Below are 20,022 nucleotides of genomic sequence, written 5' to 3' on the forward strand. Positions count from 1 at the left end.
TGGTGGAAAAATGGATAGTGGTATTTGCGAGGAATGTGGGTTCCCCATTACTCGTATTTGGGAACATGAAAATTATTATATGCTTTTATTTAGTGAAATATAATTGTACGGGAGAGATTTATTATGAAAATTAGAACGGATTTTGTGACAAATTCAAGTAGTAGTTCTTTTGTTGTTGAAATTTCTTTTACTTTGAAGGATGGCAGGGTGTTGAGGCGTTGTGAAGTAGGAGGGGAGGATGGAAGAGATTTATATGTGTGTGCGAGTCCAAGACAACTTGGTCTCTGTAAGAATGTTGAGGAAATGATTACGCTGTTAAATGATAGCGTAAAAGTCGAGGAGCGCTTTGATGACTGTAATAGAAAGAAATTTGTTGATACAAATTTTATACAGCAACTTGAGTCAATAAAAGAAATGAGCGAAATTGAAAAAATTACAATTTCGGGAAATGAACTAAATTATGAAGAGTATGAGAGAATTTATAGATATAATCTTGATACAGAAGAGTATACCTGCGAAATTTTTGGAGAGGAATTTGAAAGTGAAGGATCAGGAGGAAATCTGGAATTTTGTGACGGATTTTTGGCAACACGTCAGGATGGATATGATGATGGGGAGTTTTTGCGTGTTGAAGATTTACCAATAATTGTTCCGTTGGAAGAAAGTAGTGATAAAGAACAGGTAAGTTTATTGGAAAATGTCAGAGAAGGTGAAAAACTTATTCTGAAAAATGAATTTACGGATGATTTATTTGACCCTGTAAAAATAGGCGTTTTTAATAAAAAAAATCAGCTGCTAGGGTATCTTTGCGAATTGGACTATTCGTTAATAGCAATAGCAAGAGCATTAGAAGATGTTGATGCTTGTGTCGATTCTGTCGCACCATTATCTGGTAGAAAGAAAAATGAAGAATATTCTTTAATGGATGTGAGAATTACATCAAAGGAAGGAAATAACCCATTTGCAGAAGGTTATAAAATAAAATTTGATGTAAGTGAATTATCTGAAGATGAGAAAAAGTTATTTAATGAAATGATAGAGCACTGGAGAAATCAGTATGACAAAGAAGAAGTAACTATGAGCTGGATTTTTAAAATAAATCCACCAGAGTATTTTGTGACTTGTGATGAATTTGATGAAAAAACAGCAGAAGAAACAAAAAGATTTTTACAAGAAGCAGGTAGCAGAAGTAGCTTAAAAAAGTTACATGCAACATTTTGGGGAAATCTGAATTTTGAAAAAAGAAAATTTCGGCAGTATAACTATCTGCTGGATAGAGGATTCTTAGATTGTGAAAAAACAATAGAAGAAAAGAAAGATGAATGCATTACTAATCAGTCATCTTCGTTGGAAGAAAAAATAGAAAAAGCAGTCGAGAAAGTGAGCAACTTGAAAAAAATGTCTAATACCATGTTTTATGATAGTAGGCATAGTGTGAATATGGATTTTCAAAAAGGAAAGATTGTTGAATTTGGTAATTATAGACAAGGAAAAAATGGAGTAGTTAAACCTTTACAATGGGTTGTTTTGGAGCGAAAGGGGAATGGTGCAAAACTTCTTTCATTAAAAGGAATTGAAACCTTGCCATACAATGTCAAAGATGGAAAAACAAGCTGGGAGAAATGCTTTCTTCGTTCGTGGTTGAACACAGAATTTTATAATGCTGCATTTTCTTCTGAAGAGGCAGAAAGCATTATTTTATCGGATGTGGTTGCGGTTAGGCACCCCCAATATTTAACTTCACCAGGAAATGATACGAAAGATAAAATTTTTCTTTTAAATTATCAGGAGGCTGAGAACGTTGGGAAAAGGTGGAAAAAAACATATTTAACGGAATGGGCAGTTCAAAATGATGACTTGTTTAAAAAAAATTATGGCATAAATAATTATGCACTGTGGTGGTTGAGAACTCCGGCTAGTGCAACGAAAAGAAGTTGTGTGATGGGAAAATATATTTCTGGGATAGATGTTCGAGATGTTGATGGTATAGCGGTTAGACCTGCGATTTGGATAAATCTTAATTCAGAATATTTTGGTGGATCATTTGAAGTAATGGTAAAGGATGCTGAGAAAGAATTGTCTGTTGATGAGGTAATTGAAAAAATAAAAGAAAAATACAATACGAAAACAAAACCGACATCTACAATAGAATTTGATATTCAAAATGTAGAATACACTAAGCAATTAAATGAATTAAAAAAGAAATGTGAAAATGAATTAGAAATTACATACAGAAATTATTTAATTCAAATGGGAGTTTTAGGAGACAAGGTAAAATTAATTGATACATACGATCCGTCAGAAATGATCAAGACCTTAAAAGAAAAATATAACAACAGTGAATTAAAACCGAAAACATTTGTTGAGTTGATGGATAAAAATCCGGAATTCCGCGAAGAATTAAATACTTTACGTTCTGTATCTCAAAAAAAGTATGGAGATACAGCTGTTGACTATTTGAAAAAACAGGGGATAATTGCAACTTCGGAGGAAATAGCAGCTATCAGACAAGAAAAAATTAAAAAAATAGTGGTGGAAACAGCAGAACGGAAAGCAGAAATAAGAAGAAAGGAACGATTAAGGAAAGTTGATAGGATACAAATACAAGATGCAAAATTGCAAAATAAAGTAGATAAATTAATTTATGGCCTGAATGAATTATATCCTGAGCATAAAGTATTTTCTTTGGATAGTTTGGATGGCACTCTGCGGGAAAATTTATCAAAGTATGCAAAACAAATAGGATATTTATCTGCTGACGATATGCTTTTGGCATATGATTTTGTGAAGATTGATGCTGATGAGGTTAAAGAAATCCGCCCTAATGTATTACATAAACCGGGAAATGAACCAGAAATAATCAAGGGTAAGGTGCAAAGTATATTAAGACGATTAGAAGAATATTATCCGGATAAAAAAATAGAGAGGAGTATTCAGTTGGATCATAAAAAACTAAGCCAAAGTATTACTGGGGCATATCTTTGGCTTGGATATAACAATCAAGGGGAATTCCTGAAGGCTTACGGATATGAAAATAATATAAAATATAATGAAAATGGGCGTGGTGGAGGAAGACCATCTTCGACAAATGTAGAAGAGCTTATTATGGAATTAAAGAAAAGAAGTGGAGGAAATCCATATTCTGGATTTAAGGAATTAAAAGAGAAGAATCCGGATCTGGCAGGAAAGTTAAAAACTATATCTAACAAAGCAAATAGTTTGTTAGGAATGCCGTTCGTAAAGTATTTAAAGCAAGAGGGAATCGTGCGTGATTAATCGTCTGGAGTTTTGGCAAAGAGAGAGGTAAATGTGTGAAATATATAATCAGGGATAAAAAATATCGTTTTAAATCAGCGTTTGATATGGAAACAGGTGCATATGTAAGAACCGGTATTTTAGATGAAAATGGGGAGGATACAGGGGTAGATCCTTTTATGGCGTCTTTTCCGCATCTTATTGATGTGGGTGTAATGGGACATTGCACTCATGGAAAAACAGGTTTGTGTGCAAGAGCAGGTATAGGCTGTTATCAGAATGGTTTGTATATCAATCAACCCAATATGAGTGTAGAAGATTTCCGATGGATTGCGGAACAGTGTAAGGGTAGATGTAATCAATTAGCGCTTGGGGGACGTGGGGATCCAGACCAACATGAACAATTTGAAGAACTACTAATGATTAGTAGAGAAAATATGTTAGTTCCTAATTTTACAACTTCTGGTTATGGAATGACAACACAGATTGCGTCCTTGTGTAAAAAGTATTGTGGCGCGGTTGCTGTTAGTTGGTATAGGAATGAGTATACAATAGAGGCAATAAATATGTTGTTGGAAGCGGGTGTTAAAACAAATATACATTATGTGTTGGGAAATAATAGTATTAACGAGGCAATTGAGAGGTTATCAACTGATGATTTCCCGAAAGGTATTAATGCAGTTATTTTTCTTTTACATAAGCCCGCAGGGCAGGGAACGAAAGATAACATGTTGGCTGTTGGGGATCCGCGAGTAAAGCGTTTTTTTGAGCAGATTGAAAAAAAACATCCGTTTAAGGTAGGAATGGATAGCTGCAATGTGCCGGGAGCAATTAATTTTTGTAATAAAATCATTCCGGAATCGTTAGACACATGCGAGGGAGGCCGATATAGCTGCTATATTGGTGCAGATATGATTATGGTTCCGTGTAGCTTTGATCAACAGAAAATATATGGGGTGTCTCTAAGAAAAATGGATATAACAGATGCTTGGAATAGCATACAATTCAAAAACTTTAGAGACAAAATGAAAAATGTCTGTCCGGACTGCAATAAAAAAGCGTTGTGCATGGGAGGATGTCCCCTTATGCCGGAAATTGTATTTTGCAACAGAAAGGAAAGAAAATTGTATAAAGGAGAAGACAATGAAAATTAGAACAGAGTTTGTAACTAATTCAAGTAGTAGCAGTTTTAGTGTTATGCAGATGTTGAGGAAGTAGATATAACTACTAAAAAAATTAGAAATTTTAAAAGGTATTATTTGCAACAAAGGGATATTAGATTTGGTTGGAGCATGGAGTGATCGTCATATAGAATTATGATTTTGCATAAGGAAAGATGAGGAATGGAAGATGCAGGAAAATTATGAGTTAGTACAACGAGGTTTTCGAAAACTGGTAGTTACGTTTTCTGGTTATATTGGAAGGGAATTCAGTAAAAAATATAAAAATGCATGGTGGGACGAAGTGTTAGAGGCATTATCAGACCAGCATGATTTGCCAAGTGATGGTGAATATGGATATCTGATAGATTCATTAGATATTTTAAATTGTATTCGCTTATTAGAACGCAGGTGGAAAGAAGTTTTTCAAGATGAGTTACCTTTGAACTGTCGTACATGGGCAAAAGAACTTAAGGGGATTAGGAATAAAGTCGCTCATATTGGTCAGCAGGATTTGGATCAGCCCATAGCAGAACGTGCACTTGACACGATGCGTTTGCTATGTAAAGAATTGGATTCGGATGATGCGGCAGAAATTGAAAAAATATATGAAGAGGTTAGAAAAAGAGCAAATGATTATCGACCGGTGACGCGTATTTTTGAGGGAGTAGAGCAACCGGCTTCAGAATCTAATCGCGGTGAATTGATGAAAGATAGTCTTCTTCAGCTTGTCGGAACGGATGTGGTTCAGAAAACAACGTTGACAAGGAAGGTAACATATGGAGGGAAAACAGTTATTTACCCGGTGTATCGGATTCGCTTAGACTATCTTTTTTATAATGATCAGAATGATCGAATAGCAACCTGGATTACCCGATATCAGGCTGAAAATGGCGAAGATTCTTTGCTTGAGCTAGGGAGAGAAGAATACAATAATGTTATTGAAACATTTATATATGAAAGCAATCCGGATGCAATATCAAAAACACAAAAAAATATTTTGTTGGTCGGACAACGTGAGCCGGGAGTTACTTTATCAGATGGGCGTATTGTGGATGGAAACCGAAGATACACTTGTTTGCGAAGAATTCAACGTGAGAAAATAGGACCTGTTTATTTTGAAACAGTAATTATGGATATGGATATCCGGGAAGACAAGAAACAGATAAAATTATTGGAACTTGCAATACAGCACGGAGAAGAAAAAAAGGTAGACTATGATTTGATTGATTATGCGATTGGTACATATAGGGATATTGTGCAGACAAAGCTGCTTACATTGGACGAATACGCAACAGGGACAAATGAAAAACCGGCAGATGTAAAAAATCGAATTGAAATTGCAGAAATTATTAGTGAGTTCCTAAAGTATATAAAGCTTCCGGAGCAATATCACATTGCGAGGGAATATCAGGTTTATAGTTTGTTTCAGGAGATGATGGCTCCGCTTAAAAAGTTGAATGAATCAGAAAAGGCGCAACTAAAGAAAATAACATTTAATAATGCTATGATGAAAGTTATACCTGACCAGAGAAAATTTATACGAGATATTAAAGGACTGGTTAAAAATGGCACCTATGAATCATATTTTGAAGAACAAATGAATTGGATTAATGTGATTCGGGACAAGTTTGATATGTGCGAAGTTCATTCTAAAAGTGATATAGACAAGTTTGCAGAAGAAAATGCGAAGATTGCAGAGGAATTGCAAATATCGATGGAAAGAGCTCTGCAAAAATCCCGGTCAATAATATTAAAAAATAAACCGGTAGAAAATGTGTCAAAAAGTATTACTCTTTTAACAGAGGTGGATTCCAGACTGTTTGGAAGGTTGGAAGAGGAAGAGAAAAAGCAATTAAAAGACGAATTGGATGAACTTGCAAGAATTGTAGATGTGTTTCGGGAAAAACTTGTGAGGTAGGGGTTATGAATATAAAAATATTATCAATTGATGAAATAGGTTTGTCAAATCGTTCTGTGAATGCACTACATAGGGTGGAAATATATACAGTTGGGGAGATGATAGAATTAAACGAAGAATTTTTGCATAAGATTAGAAATATTGGAGAAAAATCAATTGAAGAAATTTGTAAGAAAATACAGGAATATAAAATATTGGAAACAAATTCGAATATTGAAGTTCCGGAAGATTTTGATGAATGGATTTTGGTTGAATCCAACCAGCAATTTGTAATAACGTGGTTAAGAGATAATAAGATAAAAATCGACGAATTAGAATTATTATCGGTACGGGCATATAATTTGCTGATATTTTCAGGGTATGAGTATTTGTATCAGGTGGCTTTTCTTACAGAAAAAGATTTGATGCAGATTCCCAGAATGGACAGCTCATCTGCATTAGAAATTGTTCGGTATGTATCAAGATATATTGCGGAACAACAAGAACAAATTATTGCGTCAATTGTTCAGATGCAGTCTAAGGAGACACCATTAAATCAGGTGTCAGTTTTTGATATACTTGATAAAATTGAATATCATGATGTGATATTGGACTTTGTGAAATTGCATGATATTTTGCTTGATGGAATGAATATTTCCAATCGGGCAAAAAATAGCTTGAGTATAAGCGGGTATTATTATCTTAGTGATATAGTATTTATGACATATACGCAGCTGAAAAATATACCATCTATGGGAGCTGGAACGGCAAAAGAAGTTATAGATAAAATAAATGAATATCTAAGTAAATATGAAGCGAGAATTTTGGCATTCGTTAGTGGTGATGTGTCTGGGTTATGGGATGACACAGAAATACAACAGAGGATTTGGAATCAGTTTCGTGATATTGGATTTCAAGGACTTAGTCTGAATGAAATAGTAGAACGGATGAAGCTTCCGGAACAAGTGACGATAGAGCGAATAAAGAAAAATATAGGTCAGCTGATTGTTGATAAAAAATTAGAATATGTAGATTATCGATGTTACCGTGTGTATGCGCGGTTTGCGGATTATTTGGAGCAATGTGATGTTATTGATGAAAGATCAAAAAATATTTTAAGAAAACGATTGCAATCTATGACATTAGAAGAGATTGGACAAGAAGAAGGGATAACCAGAGAACGGGTACGTCAAATCCTGAAGAAAGGGATTGTCCAAATTAAAAAAATATATAAGTCAAGGGAAGGTACCAATTTATTTGATGAGGATTATTATCGATATTTGTATGAAAATTATGATTTTGATAAAAAGGATGGAACGGAATGGCTTGGAATTCCCGTATACGTATGGAAATATCTTGAGTTAAATGATGTAAAACAGGGAAAGAAAGAGTTGCAGTCGGCGAGGGAAGATCAACAGGGACTTGATCTTGGAATGCGTTTGAAAATAAAAAACTATCTTAATAGAAATAAACTTTTTGTGGATGGTAGATGGATTGAAAAGGAGCGTGCGGAATTAGAAAAGGTTGTTATTAGAAAATTTTGTCAGGAAGATGTATCGTTTGGGAAGTTTTGCCAGATATATAATCAGTTTTTGTTACAGGAAGAAATACCATATGATGAAGATATCTATTATACAGAGACAGTGTATCGGACAAGAAAAAATCGTATTCGTGATTTAAGATACTTGCTTTGGAAACAGCACGAACAAATAAGATATTATGATATTGATGGACGTGATTATGATGAACTTTTGGATACATTAAATCTGGATGCTTATGAGAATATTGAATTGTCGACAGAAAAATTCATGAGAGATTATCCGGAAATTATGAAGAAATATGATATCCGGGATAAGTATGAATTACATAATTTATTAAGGAAAATCATACCGGAAGGAAGTTATCATGAGTTTTTCTGTGAACGTACGCCAAATATCAGATTTGGACACTTTGATCGTGATGCTGCAGTATTGGACATTTTGATTGATAATGCGCCAATAGCTCAGGATGATTTAGCGGATCTAATAAGTGAGGAATATGGATTTGATGCGGATGGAATAAAATCTAATTATTTGAAGCCGGTTTCAGAGTATTTACATCAACGTACATATTCGATTGATCAGAAATCCATGTCTGTTGAAAATCGAGAATTATTACATGAAGCACTTACAGATGATTTCTATTTTATGGATGAGATTCGACAGATTTATGATAGGTTAATTCCAGGGGCAGATAGAGAAGAGATTAATCCGTATAATTTGAAGGTGATGGGATTCCATGTTTATTCAAGATATGCAATTCAAAACCATTCGTCTGTTGATGCGTATTTTGATGACTTATTAACGCGGGAAGATATTATAGATATTACAGCGTATAAAAAAAGATATGCATATGTGCAGATGTTTTCGCAGAAGTTGATGGAATTAAAACGAGATTTAACAGTAATTGAATTTGAAAAAAATCAGATTATTAATTTTAGAAAATTGGAGCAATCAGGTGTTACGAAAAATATGATTCAGGAATTTTGTGATAATGTTTATAACTTTATTACAGATGGAACATATTTTAGTATTCAATCCTTGATACAGGATGGCTTTCAGTCTGACTTGCATGAGCTGGGATTTTCTGATTGGTTTTATGCGAATTTGTTAATATCTGATGAACGTTTTTCAGCTGCTATGATGTTTGGAAATTTGATTTTTTATAAGGGAAAAGCGTCAATAACGATTAAGATGTTTGAAAAAGATATTATTTGTAAGTATCAAAGTATGGATACATATGATCTTGTGGATGAACTTACCGATCGGTATGGATGTAAGGTTCCGGATAAATATGATGTTATCTATAAAGTTCAGGATACAGAGGTGTATTATGATAAAATCTTAGATCGTCTGTATGCCAACATGAATGTATATGATGAAGAATGCGCGAGAGGAGGGTTTTAATTATAATGGTTCAGGCAAAAAAACAGTTTCTTGATGAAGTAGAAAAACTTCATGAAAGAAATGAACTATCCAAGAAAGTAGAAGCAACATATTTTGAACCGGGAATGATGGAGTATCTGGAACAATCAGAAGGTATATATGAAGAGGGTACAGGGAATGTTATTCTTCGTTTTGAAGTTATGGGAACACGTTATGATGGTCGGACAGAGCAGATTGAAAAGTTAAAACCGGGGGACTTGATACAAATAGTCAGAGAAAAAGAAAATCCTTACAACTCTAATAATTTTACTTTGCTGACAAAACGAGGACAAAATGTGGGGAATATGCCGGCTAATTTATGTAACGCGATTGCACCATTGTATGATGAAGGAAATTTAAAAATCATGGATGCCTCTGTTAGCTATGTGGAACCTATTTCCAAGAGAAATCGTCATGCCAAGCAAGCTATCTTATTTGTGGAATTAAAGGCAAAACTGAATTCCGCCCTGAATTCCGCCCCATGCTAGCAAATCTTTTTATTTTATGATATGCTAGCATTATCAAAATGAAAGGGCGGACGTAGTGTGGGATATATCTTAAAATTATTCGATACAGATCTTTTGAAGTTTGATGTGATTGAGAACTTGGCAGATCCTGTACTTAAGATAACATGGATGGATGAATCGCGGAAGGCACTGTTTCCACTTGGAATGGAAGTGTCAGACGACGGAATTGCAAGTTTTATTCGGCATCGTTGTATACCGAAGAACCGGGCATATGTGAATGCGTTTCTGGCAAAAAATGGACTTAGTGCAAATCGCCCTATGGATGTGATTACGGTATGTAAAGGCCTTTCTCTGAATGATTCGTATTGGATTACAGAAGAGGATTCGGTGCAGAGTTTTGCATCCAGCAACCTGTACGAGAATCGTTTCAGTCGTTTGCTTGCGTGGACGGCATTTACCGGATATGGCAGTAGTGTGCGGGCAACGTTTTTATCTTCACCGGAATTTACGACGAATGGTATGCTGCCGAAATGCTGGCGCAGAATGGAGAATAAAATATATCTCTATAAAGGAGCGACTTCCGGTGCAGCCAATACTGGAATGGAACCGTATTCCGAATTGTATGCGTATGAGATTGGTGCGCATGCCGGATTTTCGGTAATCCCTTATAAAATAAGCGTATGGAAGGGAAATGTATGCTCTGTATGTGAGCTTTTTACAAGCAAAGATCTGGCATATGTTCCGGCTGGGTATATTATAAAAAAAGGTGGCATGGACGCTGTCCGTAAGTTTTATGGAACATTAGGTGCAGAATTTGTGGATGCGTTGGATGAGATGTTGGTATTTGATGCGATTGTCTGCAATACAGATCGCCATTTCGGAAACTTTGGCGTGCTTGTGGACAGTCACACAAATCAGATTGCAGCACCGGCGCCATTGTTTGATCATGGCAATGCACTTTTTAATTTGGCGGGTGAAGAAAACTGGGAGAATGAGAACATATTGCAGGCGTATATAGACACGTTATTTCCTTGTGTCTATGATGATTTTATGGAGGAAGCGAAGCGTGTGTTGAAACCATCAATTCGGGAAAAGGTAAAAAAGCTTTTAACATTCGAAGTGAAAAAGATGGGAAGAACGAATTATGACAGTAAAAAATTGAAGCTTATGACAAAGATTATTCAGAAGCGCGCAAGAGCACTTTTGGAATCATAATGAAAAATGACTCTCTGGAATCATAAATGATTTCAGAGAGTTTTTTATAACATGAACAACCTATAAAATCGACACATTCCCCTATAAAAATCCCCTATTATCCGATATAATAATATGTGAAAATAATAGTAGTTAATTGTGTGATACAGGAAACGTGTTTACACGTGTGAAGTCACCGGGCGGTGTCCGGTGACTTTCCTGTAAATGAGCAAAAACGCGAAGGAGAATAATCTATGATTCGAATGGAGATTGCGCTGATACTGATTCTGGCGTTTGTGGCAGGAATCTATTTCTCGGCGAGGCGGAGACAGACTGCGTTACATAAGACATTTTCGGCACTTTTGATCGTGGTGATCGTGCATCTGATGTTTGATGCTGCGACGATTTATACGGTCAACCACCTTGATCGCATACTGCTTGTGTTGAACGATGTTTTGCACCGGCTGTTTGTCGGTACGATGGCATTGGTGTTGTTCTTTTTCTATCAGTACATCGCGATACTGGTGGAGGAAGAGACCGGAAAGAAGCGGACACTGGATCTGCCGGCACGGATATTTCTTGTGATTTCAGAAGTCGGGGCGATGATACTCCCGATTACTTACACCGAGACACCGGATGGAAATTACTCAGCAGGACTTTACGCATATGTTAGCTATGTCAGTGTGGCGGTGTATCTCATACTTTGTTCATGGCTGCTGCTTGCGAACTGGAAGAGGATGAACAACAAGAAGAAATTCGCCATCGGTATGGCGCTGATCTTCGAGTTCACTATCTGCTTCCTGCAGGGACTGCATCATACATGGCTTATCAGCGGAATGGGAATCACGCTTATGACGCTCGCGTTCTATCTGACGCTGGAGAACCCGGACGCTCTGCGTGCGGAGCTTACGGAACAGAAGATGTCAATGCTCTATCTGAAAAGTCAGGTCAATCCACATTTCTTATATAATACGCTCGATACGATCCGGATTCAGGCGGAATTGGATGGAGATAAGAAGGTTGCGAAGCTTCTGATGCGGCTCGTGGATTTCTTTCGGCTGAGTGTCAAGGTCGACCGTTCGATGGTCACGCTCGATGATGAGCTCGAACTTGTGGAAGCATATATGGAGCTGATGTGTTACCGGTATCCGGAGCTCTTCTGCGATTATGATATCGATCCGGACTTAGGGGCAGTGCAGGTACCGAACTTTATCTTACAGCCGCTGGTGGAGAACAGTCTGCTGCATGGAATGAAGAACCGCGGATACCGGGGCGAAATCGAGATATCCGTAAAACGCGCAGGCGCAGATATGGAGATCTGCATCAAAGACAGTGGCAGCGGATTTGAAGAGGGGATGAAAGCGCAGATTGACAAGATGTTACTGCACTACAACAAGCAGGAGGCAAAGCTGGATGGAAACAGTATCGGGATCCTGAATGTGCAGAAGCGGATCAAATATCTGTGCGGCAGAAAATATGGACTATCCTATGAGGAAAACAGCGCGGGAGGTGTGACAGCGCGGTTGCTATTGCCGGTTAGTAAGGAGGAAGCATCATGAGGAAATTACGCGTCGTATTAGTCGACGATGAGATTATGATACGTGAGGGATTCAAGAAATTATTTGACTGGGGCGCACATGACTGTGAAGTCGTGGGCGAGGCAGCGGATGGTGTCGAGGCGCTTGGGGTAATCGACAGTCTGGTGCCGGATATCGTGATCATGGATATCAATATCCCGATTATGAACGGCCTGAAGGTCATCCAGACCAGCCGCCTGAAATACCCGGATATGGCATTTATCGTTGTATCGGGATACGATGATTTTTCTTATTGCAGGGAAGCATTGCGGTTGCAGATTACGGACTACATCCTGAAACCGGTCGACTATGAGGAGTTCGGGAACACGATCGATCATTTGAAGATATCGATATTCGAGAAGCAGACGAAGGATGTGACACCCGGCAGTGAAGCGTCAACGATTGTTGGAATTGTACGGTATATGCAGGAGCATCTGGCAGAAGAAATCAGCTTGAATGTTCTCGCGGAAACATTTCATCTGAGCGCACAGTATATCAGCCAGCTCTTCAAGAATGAGATCGGTGTGAATTTCCTTGCTTATCTGACGACAATCCGTATGGAGTGTGCGAAGAAGCTGCTCGTCTCGACACAGTTATCCGTTGCGGAGATTTCTGAGCGGTGCGGCTATGCCGATTACCGGGTGTTTACCAAGGTATTCAAGAAGACGGAGGGCAGTACACCGTCGCAGTATCGCAGAGATTTTTTGTAAAAGATATAAATCTGTAACAAGAATGATGCAGAAATGATGCATGCCGGATGTATGATTTAGGTTATAAAAAGAAAAACGGAAAATATCTGAAGAATTGACACATTTAGATAGAAAAAAAGCCTATTTTCTTTTTATATCAATCGTTATAATACAACCGAAAGAAGGAAAGAACTATGAGAAAGAAAGCATGGATTTTATGTACGGCAATGGTAGTGGCTTTGGCGGGATGCAGCAATGTGAGTGATAATAATACGACCGATATCATCCAGGTGAGCAGCGAGACGGTGACTACAACGGAAGCAGCAACGGAAGTTACGACAACCACCGAAAATGAAACTACGACCGAATCTGTTACGGAGAGCAATACCCCGGACAGCACATTACAGTCAGAAGGTTCAAATACAGGGAAGACGGAACCCGCTGCGACAGAAGCTAAGACGACGGAATCCCAGTCACAGGAAGGCGAGCCATCCGATGATTCGTGGAAGGAAGAATTTGAGAAGACGCTGTATGAGGAGTATGGTGTGGTGCCGGATCATTACGAATATATCGGAAATGATGTCTATCAGGTCTATGTGAAAATCGATGGGAAGATCGTGCCTTATGTGGCAGTGAATTGGAAGACGGGAGATTTCCATGGATAGAAGAAAGGATAAAGACGGGTGAAAGAAATGGGCGATGCAAACAAAATCACAGGATATGGAGAACATAGAGAATTATATCGGATTTCAACGGATGAAATCCTGTATTTTGAGGCGGTAGGAGAGAAAGTGTTTGCCTATACGGAACAGGAAATTTATGAGATAAAGAATCGCCTTTACCAGATTGAAGAGAAGGTAAATGCGTATGATTTTACCCGGGCATCCAAATCCATGCTTGTAAATACAGACAGAATCTCAAGTATTGCTTCGATTTCAGGCAGCCGTGGGAAGATTATGATGGATAACGGTGAGGCTGTTATTGCAAGCCGCATGTACTACAAACCATTGCTTTCATCCATGAAATGGAAGAAAATCAGTTAATACTTTTTGTGTTTTTTTCTGACAGAAAATATGCTATGATGAAATGCGAATTGGCATAAAGGTTAGAAAAAGGAGACACAAAATGAGCAAGAAATTACTTTTGATCAACGACATGGCTGGCTATGGAAAGGTTGCGTTATCCGCGATGATTCCGGTGCTTTCCCATATGAAATACGAGGTATTTAACCTGCCGACGGCAATCGTATCGAACACACTTGATTACGGTAAGTTCGACATCCTGGATACAACCGATTACATGAAAAATGCAATCGCTGTCTGGGAACAGTTGGGCTTTGAATTCGATGCGATCTCAACCGGATTTATCGTGTCGAAGGAGCAGACCGAGCTTGTGATCGAGTTCTGTAAGGCACGGGCGGAGAAAGGCGTGACGATCTTCACAGATCCGATCATGGGAGATGAGGGAAAACTCTATAACGGAATCACAGAGGAGACGATTGATTTGATGCGTGAACTGATTTCGGTTGCGGACTATATCGTACCGAACTATACCGAGGCGGCATATCTGACCGAGTTTCCATATAAGGAAGATGGCATGACAGAGGAAGAGTATCATACGATGATCGACAAGCTTCGTGCATTCGGTGCGAAATCGATTGTGATCACAAGTGCGAAGATCGCGGGCACAGATTGCAGATCGGTTGTCGGTTACGACCACAAGAAGGAAGAATATTTTAAGGTTGATTTCGAAGAGATTCCGGTACATTTCCCGGGAACGGGAGATATTTTCTCCGCCGTATTTACCGGAAAGCTTATGAGCGGTAAGGATCTGCAGACGGCAACCGCAGAGGCGATGGATGCCGTGAAGAGCATGATCGGCAAAAATGCAGATAACGTGGATAAATATAAGGGAATTCCGCTGGAAACCTGTATGGAGGTGCTTGACTGATGGCAAGACCGAGGATTCGGATCACACTGATTGATCAGAAGGGTGAAAAGGGATGTCACAGAGGTCATAAGATCGGTGATTCCTATGATTTTGATACGGAGCGGGGGAAGCTGTGTCCGATGGCAATGCACGTTGCATTTCCGTACGTGGATATCCTGCGGTATGGCGGTGAGATACCGGGACAGGAGAAGGGCACCGCTGTTTTTGCATGTCCGGATGTGGATACGCTGAATGTATTTAAAATCGAGCGGATAGACAGTTGATGTACGAAAAGAAAAACAATAAAAACAATAAGGATTATTGATTTTATTTGAAACATTTTGTATAATACAGTCAGAGTTTATATTACATCTAATATAAAACATAATATAAATAATTTGAAAGGAGAAACTATTATGTTACAGAACCAGGAATGGGAATCATTCACAGGTAGACTCTGGAAGGAAGAGTGCAACGTAAGAGACTTCATCCAGAACAACTACACACCTTATGATGGAGACGAGAGCTTCCTTGCAGGACCAACAGATGCTACGAACAAGCTCTGGGATAAGCTTCAGGCTCTTCAGAAGGCAGAGAGAGACAACGGTGGTGTATTGAAGGAGGACGCAGATGTTGTATCCAGCATTACAGCATATGGTCCTGGTTACATTGATCCAGAGACAAAGGATCTTGAGCAGATCGTAGGTCTTCAGACAGACGAGCCACTTAAGAGAGCATTTATGCCTTACGGTGGTATCAAGATGGCAGAGGAAGCACTCGAGATGTACGGATACAAGCCAAACGAGAACTTCCACAAGATCTTCACAGATTATCACAAGACACATAATCAGGCAGTATTTGATGCTTATACACCAGAGATGATGGCAGCTCGTCATACACATATCGTAACAGGTTTGCCAGATACTTATGGTCGTGGTCGTATCGTTGGTGATTACAGAAGAGTCGCTCTTTACGGTATTGATCAGCTGATCGCTTGGAAGCAGGAAGATAAGGCTAACTGTGGCGATGGTAATATGTACGATGACGTTATTCGTCAGAGAGAAGAGTTGACAGAGCAGATCAGACGTCTTCAGGAAATGAAGGTTATGGCTCAGTCATACGGCTATGATATTTCTAAGCCAGCTTCAAGCGCGAAGGAAGCTGTTCAGTGGTTATACTTCGGATACCTTGCAGCTATCAAGACACAGAATGGTGCTGCTATGTCCGTAGGACGTGTATCTACATTCCTTGATATCTATATCGAGAGAGATATTAAGGCTGGTAAGCTTACAGAGGCTCAGGCTCAGGAGCTTATCGATCACTTCACAATGAAGCTTCGTATGGTTAAGTTCGCAAGAATTAAGTCATACAACGAGTTGTTCTCAGGTGACCCTGTATGGGCTACACTTGAAGTCGGTGGTATTGGTATGGACGGACGTTCAATGGTTACAAAGAACGACTACAGATTCCTTCATACTCTTGAGGATATGGGACCTGCTCCAGAGCCAAACCTTACAGTACTTTACTCTTCAGCATTGCCTAACAACTTCAAGACATATGCTGCTAAGATCTCTGTAAGAACAAGCTCAATCCAGTACGAGAACGATGATGTAATGAAGCCAATCTGGGGCGATGATTACTCAATCTGCTGTTGTGTATCTGCTACACAGACAGGTAAGGAAATGCAGTTCTTCGGAGCTCGTGCAAACCTTGCTAAGTGTCTCCTGTACGCTATCAACGGTGGTAAGGATGAGAAGTTCCTTGATAAGAAGACAGGTAAGCCAATGCAGGTAGGTCCTGACTACGCTCCTATTACTTCTGAGTACCTTGACTATGATGAAGTACTTGCTAAGTACAAGCAGATGCTTGACTGGTTAGCAGGACTTTATGTAAATATCCTGAACCTGATTCAGTACATGCATGACAAGTACTACTATGAATCAGCAGAGATGGCATTGATCGATACAGATGTACGTCGTACATTTGCTACAGGTATTGCCGGATTCTCACACGTTATCGATTCCCTTTCAGCTATCAAGTATGCTAAGGTTAAGGTTATCCGTAACGCAGAGACAGGACTTGCAGAAGACTTCGAGATCGAAGGCGAGTTCCCTAAGTATGGTAATGATGATGACAGAGCAGATAATATCGGTGTATGGCTGCTTCATGAGTTCCTTATGGACATCAAGAAGAGACACACATACCGTGATTCAGAGCCTACAACATCTATCCTTACAATCACATCTAACGTAGTATATGGTAAGTTCACAGGTAACCTTCCAGATGGTAGACGTGCTTGGACACCATTTGCTCCAGGTGCTAACCCAAGCTACGGTGCTGAGACATCAGGACTTCTTGCATCTCTGAACTCAGTTGCTAAGATTCCTTATGAGTGGTCTTTGGATGGTATCTCAAATACTCAGACAATGAACCCATCTGCACTTGGTCATGATGAGGCCGAGAGAGCTGAGAAGCTTGTAAGCGCTATGGATGGTTACTTCGATCAGGGCGCTCACCACTTGAACGTAAACGTATTCGGTAAGGATAAGCTCCTGGATGCTATGGAGAACCCAGATAAGCCAGAGTACGCTAACTTCACAATCCGTGTATCTGGATACGCTGTTAAGTTTATCTCTCTTACACGTGAGCAGCAGCTCGATGTTATCAACAGAACATTCCATGACTCACTTTAATTAGAAGTTTGTCAAAAATGTTTTTGATAGATAAGTAATTCACTGGAGTCCCGGAGATACTATCTCCGGGACTTTTTATAAAAATAAAATTGTTAGAGGTGGAACATGCCGGAGAAGAAACAGATTTTAGGTTATATTCATTCAACAGAGAGCTTTGGAGCCGTAGATGGACCAGGTATCCGATTTGTAGTATTTTTGCAAGGCTGTAAGATGCGTTGTAAATACTGTCATAACCCGGAGACGTGGAATCTGGTAACCGATTACACAAAGCTCTATGCAGACACAACGGATGATAAAGAACGAGAAGAACTCGAAAAGAAAATTGAAGAGAACACAAAACTGCTGCTAGATAAAGGCGTCAAGGTTGAAGCGAGAACTCCGGAAGATCTGCTCAAGCAGGCACTTCGTTATAAGCCTTATTGGAAGGGCGATGGAGGAATAACCGTCAGCGGAGGCGAAGCGCTTCTGCAGATGGACTTTTTGATTGAATTCTTCAAGCTTGCAAAAGCACAGGGGATTCACACAACGATTGATACAGCGGGCAATCCATTTACAAGAGAGGAGCCTTTCTTCTCGAAGTTCAATGAACTGATGGCACTCACTGATTTGTTCCTGCTTGATATCAAGCAGATTGAGGACGACAAACACCGGGAGCTGACAGGGTTCTCGAATAAGAATATATTAGACCTGGCACAGTATCTCTCCGATCAGGGAAAGCATATGTGGATTCGACATGTCCTTGTGCCGGGCGTAACAACCGACGAAGCAGACTTGAAGAAGACGGCTGAGTTTATCAAGACTTTGAAGACGGTTGACCGTGTGGAGGTATTGCCATACCATAAGCTTGGAATCCAGGAGTGGGAGCGCCTTGGAATCCCTTATAAGCTGGAAGGAATCGATCCTCCAACGGACGAACAGCAAAAAATTGCAAGAGAGATTTTGGATGCAAAGTAATTTTGCTTATAGAATCAGAATAAGACAATATAAGAAAACGAATGAGACTGCACAATATTCAGAAAGATGAGTATTGTGCAGTCTTATTTTATTTTAGAAATGGAATAAAAATAGAGATTTGGAATAGAAAAGTAGGCTGTAACGTGCTATGATTTCATACAGTTAGTCGTGACAAACAAACGTTGCATATGGAGAGAATCAAGATATGAATAAGAGATTACAGACAATTATTAAGCGGAGTAAGTATCTGGAAGCGCTGATAGGAAGAATTCCGCCAGAGATGTTATCCTTCTTCTTAGACAAATTGCAGATTGAAATATCGGAGCTGTCCAGGGAGGTAACACATTTAAAAATGGGACAAGATGATGAGTATATGAATTTTGTCACACCGCTGGAGGGAATTGAGATTCTGGAATACTACATGGCAGGAATGGATCAGGTGCCGGGACATGAACAGGCACAGGCAATGGATAATACCACTGTGATTCATTATTGTAACCGGGGACAGGCAGAAATCCGGGTACAGGATGGCAGGTATGCGTATATGAAGCCGGGAGAATTCTGTATTGAGTGGCACCAGCAGGTCGGGAAGCAGTTTAATTTCTACAATGAATCCTATGGTGGATTAGAGATTATAATGACGCTGGATGGTATCAGTGATGAGGATGAAGCATTGCTCCGGCGGTTTGGAATCGATCTGGACTTGATACAGGAAGCGTATGACCGGAATGATGATTACTTTATCGGACGGTGTACGGACAGATTCCAGGCAGCTTTCGAGGTTTTGGCGGAGAGCATACAGGATGGCAGGAGTGAGAAAAGCACATATCTGATCTCTACACTGTATGTGTTGAATCTGATTCAGACGGAGGCGATTCCGAAGTTAGAACAACAGTTTTATCTGACGAAGGGACAGCGGAAGATCGTGCAGGAGATCCACGACCGTATCGTGCAGAATCTGGCGGAGGATATCTCTATGACAGAGCTTGAAGCGAGTTATCCGGTCAGCACCGTTTCGCTGAACAAATATTTTGAGATCGTATATGGAAGCACAGTCAAACGGTATATGCAGAATCTCCGGATGCAGGAGGCGGCGAAAAAGCTTGTGACTGGAACAGATTCGATTGCGGATATCGCACTCGCAGTCGGGTATGAGAGCCAGAGCAAATTCGGTACCGTTTTTAAGCGGAAATATGGACATACACCATTGGAATATAGAAGATTATATGGAGGAAAATAAG

At 39.3% G+C, this 20,022-nt stretch carries 15 protein-coding genes; all 15 read left to right on the plus strand.

Annotated elements, in window-relative coordinates; translation table 11 throughout:
* Window positions 1–123: 123 nt before the first annotated feature.
* The 15 genes from KP625_RS00100 to KP625_RS00170 all read left to right on the plus strand — a co-directional run bounded on the left by KP625_RS00100 (window position 124) and on the right by KP625_RS00170 (window position 20,021).
* The gene (locus KP625_RS00100) at window positions 124–3,276 is read left to right on the plus strand and encodes a DUF6273 domain-containing protein (protein WP_238298493.1); all 3,153 of its coding nucleotides are present in this window, start codon (window positions 124–126) and stop codon (window positions 3,274–3,276) included.
* A gap of 35 nt (window positions 3,277–3,311) precedes the next feature.
* Window positions 3,312–4,409 (plus strand): SPASM domain-containing protein, encoded by a 1,098-nt coding sequence (locus KP625_RS00105; RefSeq protein ID WP_238298495.1) that lies wholly within the window; start codon window positions 3,312–3,314, stop codon window positions 4,407–4,409.
* Between the two features lie 196 nt (window positions 4,410–4,605).
* Window positions 4,606–6,336 (plus strand): Swt1 family HEPN domain-containing protein, encoded by a 1,731-nt coding sequence (locus KP625_RS00110; RefSeq protein ID WP_238298497.1) that lies wholly within the window; start codon window positions 4,606–4,608, stop codon window positions 6,334–6,336.
* A 5-nt stretch (window positions 6,337–6,341) separates the two neighbouring features.
* Window positions 6,342–9,260 carry a DNA-directed RNA polymerase subunit alpha C-terminal domain-containing protein gene (locus KP625_RS00115; RefSeq protein ID WP_238298499.1) on the plus strand — a complete coding sequence of 973 codons (2,919 nt, stop codon included), beginning with the start codon at window positions 6,342–6,344 and terminating at the stop codon, window positions 9,258–9,260.
* A gap of 5 nt (window positions 9,261–9,265) precedes the next feature.
* A complete protein-coding gene (locus KP625_RS00120; protein WP_238298500.1) occupies window positions 9,266–9,766 on the plus strand; it encodes an HIRAN domain-containing protein in 501 nt (166 codons plus the stop codon).
* A 57-nt stretch (window positions 9,767–9,823) separates the two neighbouring features.
* A complete protein-coding gene (locus tag KP625_RS00125; RefSeq protein WP_238298502.1) occupies window positions 9,824–10,960 on the plus strand; it encodes an XRE family transcriptional regulator in 1,137 nt (378 codons plus the stop codon).
* Between the two features lie 233 nt (window positions 10,961–11,193).
* Window positions 11,194–12,498 (plus strand): sensor histidine kinase, encoded by a 1,305-nt coding sequence (locus KP625_RS00130; RefSeq protein WP_238298504.1) that lies wholly within the window; start codon window positions 11,194–11,196, stop codon window positions 12,496–12,498.
* Complete coding sequence (locus tag KP625_RS00135; RefSeq protein WP_177986081.1) at window positions 12,495–13,226, plus strand: response regulator transcription factor; 732 nt, start codon at window positions 12,495–12,497, stop codon at window positions 13,224–13,226. The genes KP625_RS00130 and KP625_RS00135 overlap by 4 nt, the downstream gene beginning before the upstream one ends.
* 173 nt (window positions 13,227–13,399) lie before the next feature.
* Window positions 13,400–13,870, plus strand: a complete 471-nt coding sequence (locus tag KP625_RS00140; protein WP_238298506.1) for a hypothetical protein — start codon at window positions 13,400–13,402, stop codon at window positions 13,868–13,870.
* A gap of 27 nt (window positions 13,871–13,897) precedes the next feature.
* On the plus strand, window positions 13,898–14,248 hold the full coding sequence (locus tag KP625_RS00145; protein WP_117781439.1) for a LytTR family DNA-binding domain-containing protein: 351 nt from the start codon (window positions 13,898–13,900) through the stop codon (window positions 14,246–14,248).
* Window positions 14,249–14,330: 82 nt separating this feature from the next.
* Window positions 14,331–15,155 carry a pyridoxamine kinase gene (locus KP625_RS00150; RefSeq protein ID WP_238298508.1) on the plus strand — a complete coding sequence of 275 codons (825 nt, stop codon included), beginning with the start codon at window positions 14,331–14,333 and terminating at the stop codon, window positions 15,153–15,155.
* A complete protein-coding gene (locus KP625_RS00155) occupies window positions 15,155–15,418 on the plus strand; it encodes a TIGR04076 family protein (protein ID WP_178017992.1) in 264 nt (87 codons plus the stop codon). The genes KP625_RS00150 and KP625_RS00155 overlap by 1 nt, the downstream gene beginning before the upstream one ends.
* Before the next feature lie 132 nt (window positions 15,419–15,550).
* Window positions 15,551–17,827, plus strand: a complete 2,277-nt coding sequence (pflB, locus tag KP625_RS00160; protein ID WP_238298510.1) for a formate C-acetyltransferase — start codon at window positions 15,551–15,553, stop codon at window positions 17,825–17,827.
* A gap of 105 nt (window positions 17,828–17,932) precedes the next feature.
* The gene (locus KP625_RS00165) at window positions 17,933–18,781 is read left to right on the plus strand and encodes a radical SAM protein (RefSeq protein WP_177987527.1); all 849 of its coding nucleotides are present in this window, start codon (window positions 17,933–17,935) and stop codon (window positions 18,779–18,781) included.
* A gap of 205 nt (window positions 18,782–18,986) precedes the next feature.
* On the plus strand, window positions 18,987–20,021 hold the full coding sequence (locus KP625_RS00170) for a helix-turn-helix domain-containing protein (protein ID WP_238298511.1): 1,035 nt from the start codon (window positions 18,987–18,989) through the stop codon (window positions 20,019–20,021).
* Window position 20,022: the final 1 nt, after the last annotated feature.

This window comes from Eubacterium sp. MSJ-33 (assembly GCF_022174665.1).
Taxonomy (GTDB): Bacteria; Bacillota; Clostridia; order Lachnospirales; family Lachnospiraceae; genus Coprococcus_C.

Excerpts from the sequence above, each read along its gene's own strand:
- KP625_RS00100 (WP_238298493.1), top strand. The coding sequence starts at position 124 with ATGAAAATTAGAACGGATTTTGTGACAAATTCAAGTAGTAGTTCTTTT.
- KP625_RS00110 (WP_238298497.1), top strand. The coding sequence starts at position 4,606 with ATGCAGGAAAATTATGAGTTAGTACAACGAGGTTTTCGAAAACTGGTA.
- KP625_RS00115 (WP_238298499.1), top strand. The coding sequence starts at position 6,342 with ATGAATATAAAAATATTATCAATTGATGAAATAGGTTTGTCAAATCGT.
- KP625_RS00120 (WP_238298500.1), top strand. The coding sequence starts at position 9,266 with ATGGTTCAGGCAAAAAAACAGTTTCTTGATGAAGTAGAAAAACTTCAT.
- KP625_RS00130 (WP_238298504.1), top strand. The coding sequence starts at position 11,194 with ATGATTCGAATGGAGATTGCGCTGATACTGATTCTGGCGTTTGTGGCA.
- KP625_RS00135 (WP_177986081.1), top strand. The coding sequence starts at position 12,495 with ATGAGGAAATTACGCGTCGTATTAGTCGACGATGAGATTATGATACGT.
- KP625_RS00140 (WP_238298506.1), top strand. The coding sequence starts at position 13,400 with ATGAGAAAGAAAGCATGGATTTTATGTACGGCAATGGTAGTGGCTTTG.
- KP625_RS00145 (WP_117781439.1), top strand. The coding sequence starts at position 13,898 with ATGGGCGATGCAAACAAAATCACAGGATATGGAGAACATAGAGAATTA.
- KP625_RS00150 (WP_238298508.1), top strand. The coding sequence starts at position 14,331 with ATGAGCAAGAAATTACTTTTGATCAACGACATGGCTGGCTATGGAAAG.
- KP625_RS00155 (WP_178017992.1), top strand. The coding sequence starts at position 15,155 with ATGGCAAGACCGAGGATTCGGATCACACTGATTGATCAGAAGGGTGAA.
- pflB (WP_238298510.1), top strand. The coding sequence starts at position 15,551 with ATGTTACAGAACCAGGAATGGGAATCATTCACAGGTAGACTCTGGAAG.
- KP625_RS00165 (WP_177987527.1), top strand. The coding sequence starts at position 17,933 with ATGCCGGAGAAGAAACAGATTTTAGGTTATATTCATTCAACAGAGAGC.
- KP625_RS00170 (WP_238298511.1), top strand. The coding sequence starts at position 18,987 with ATGAATAAGAGATTACAGACAATTATTAAGCGGAGTAAGTATCTGGAA.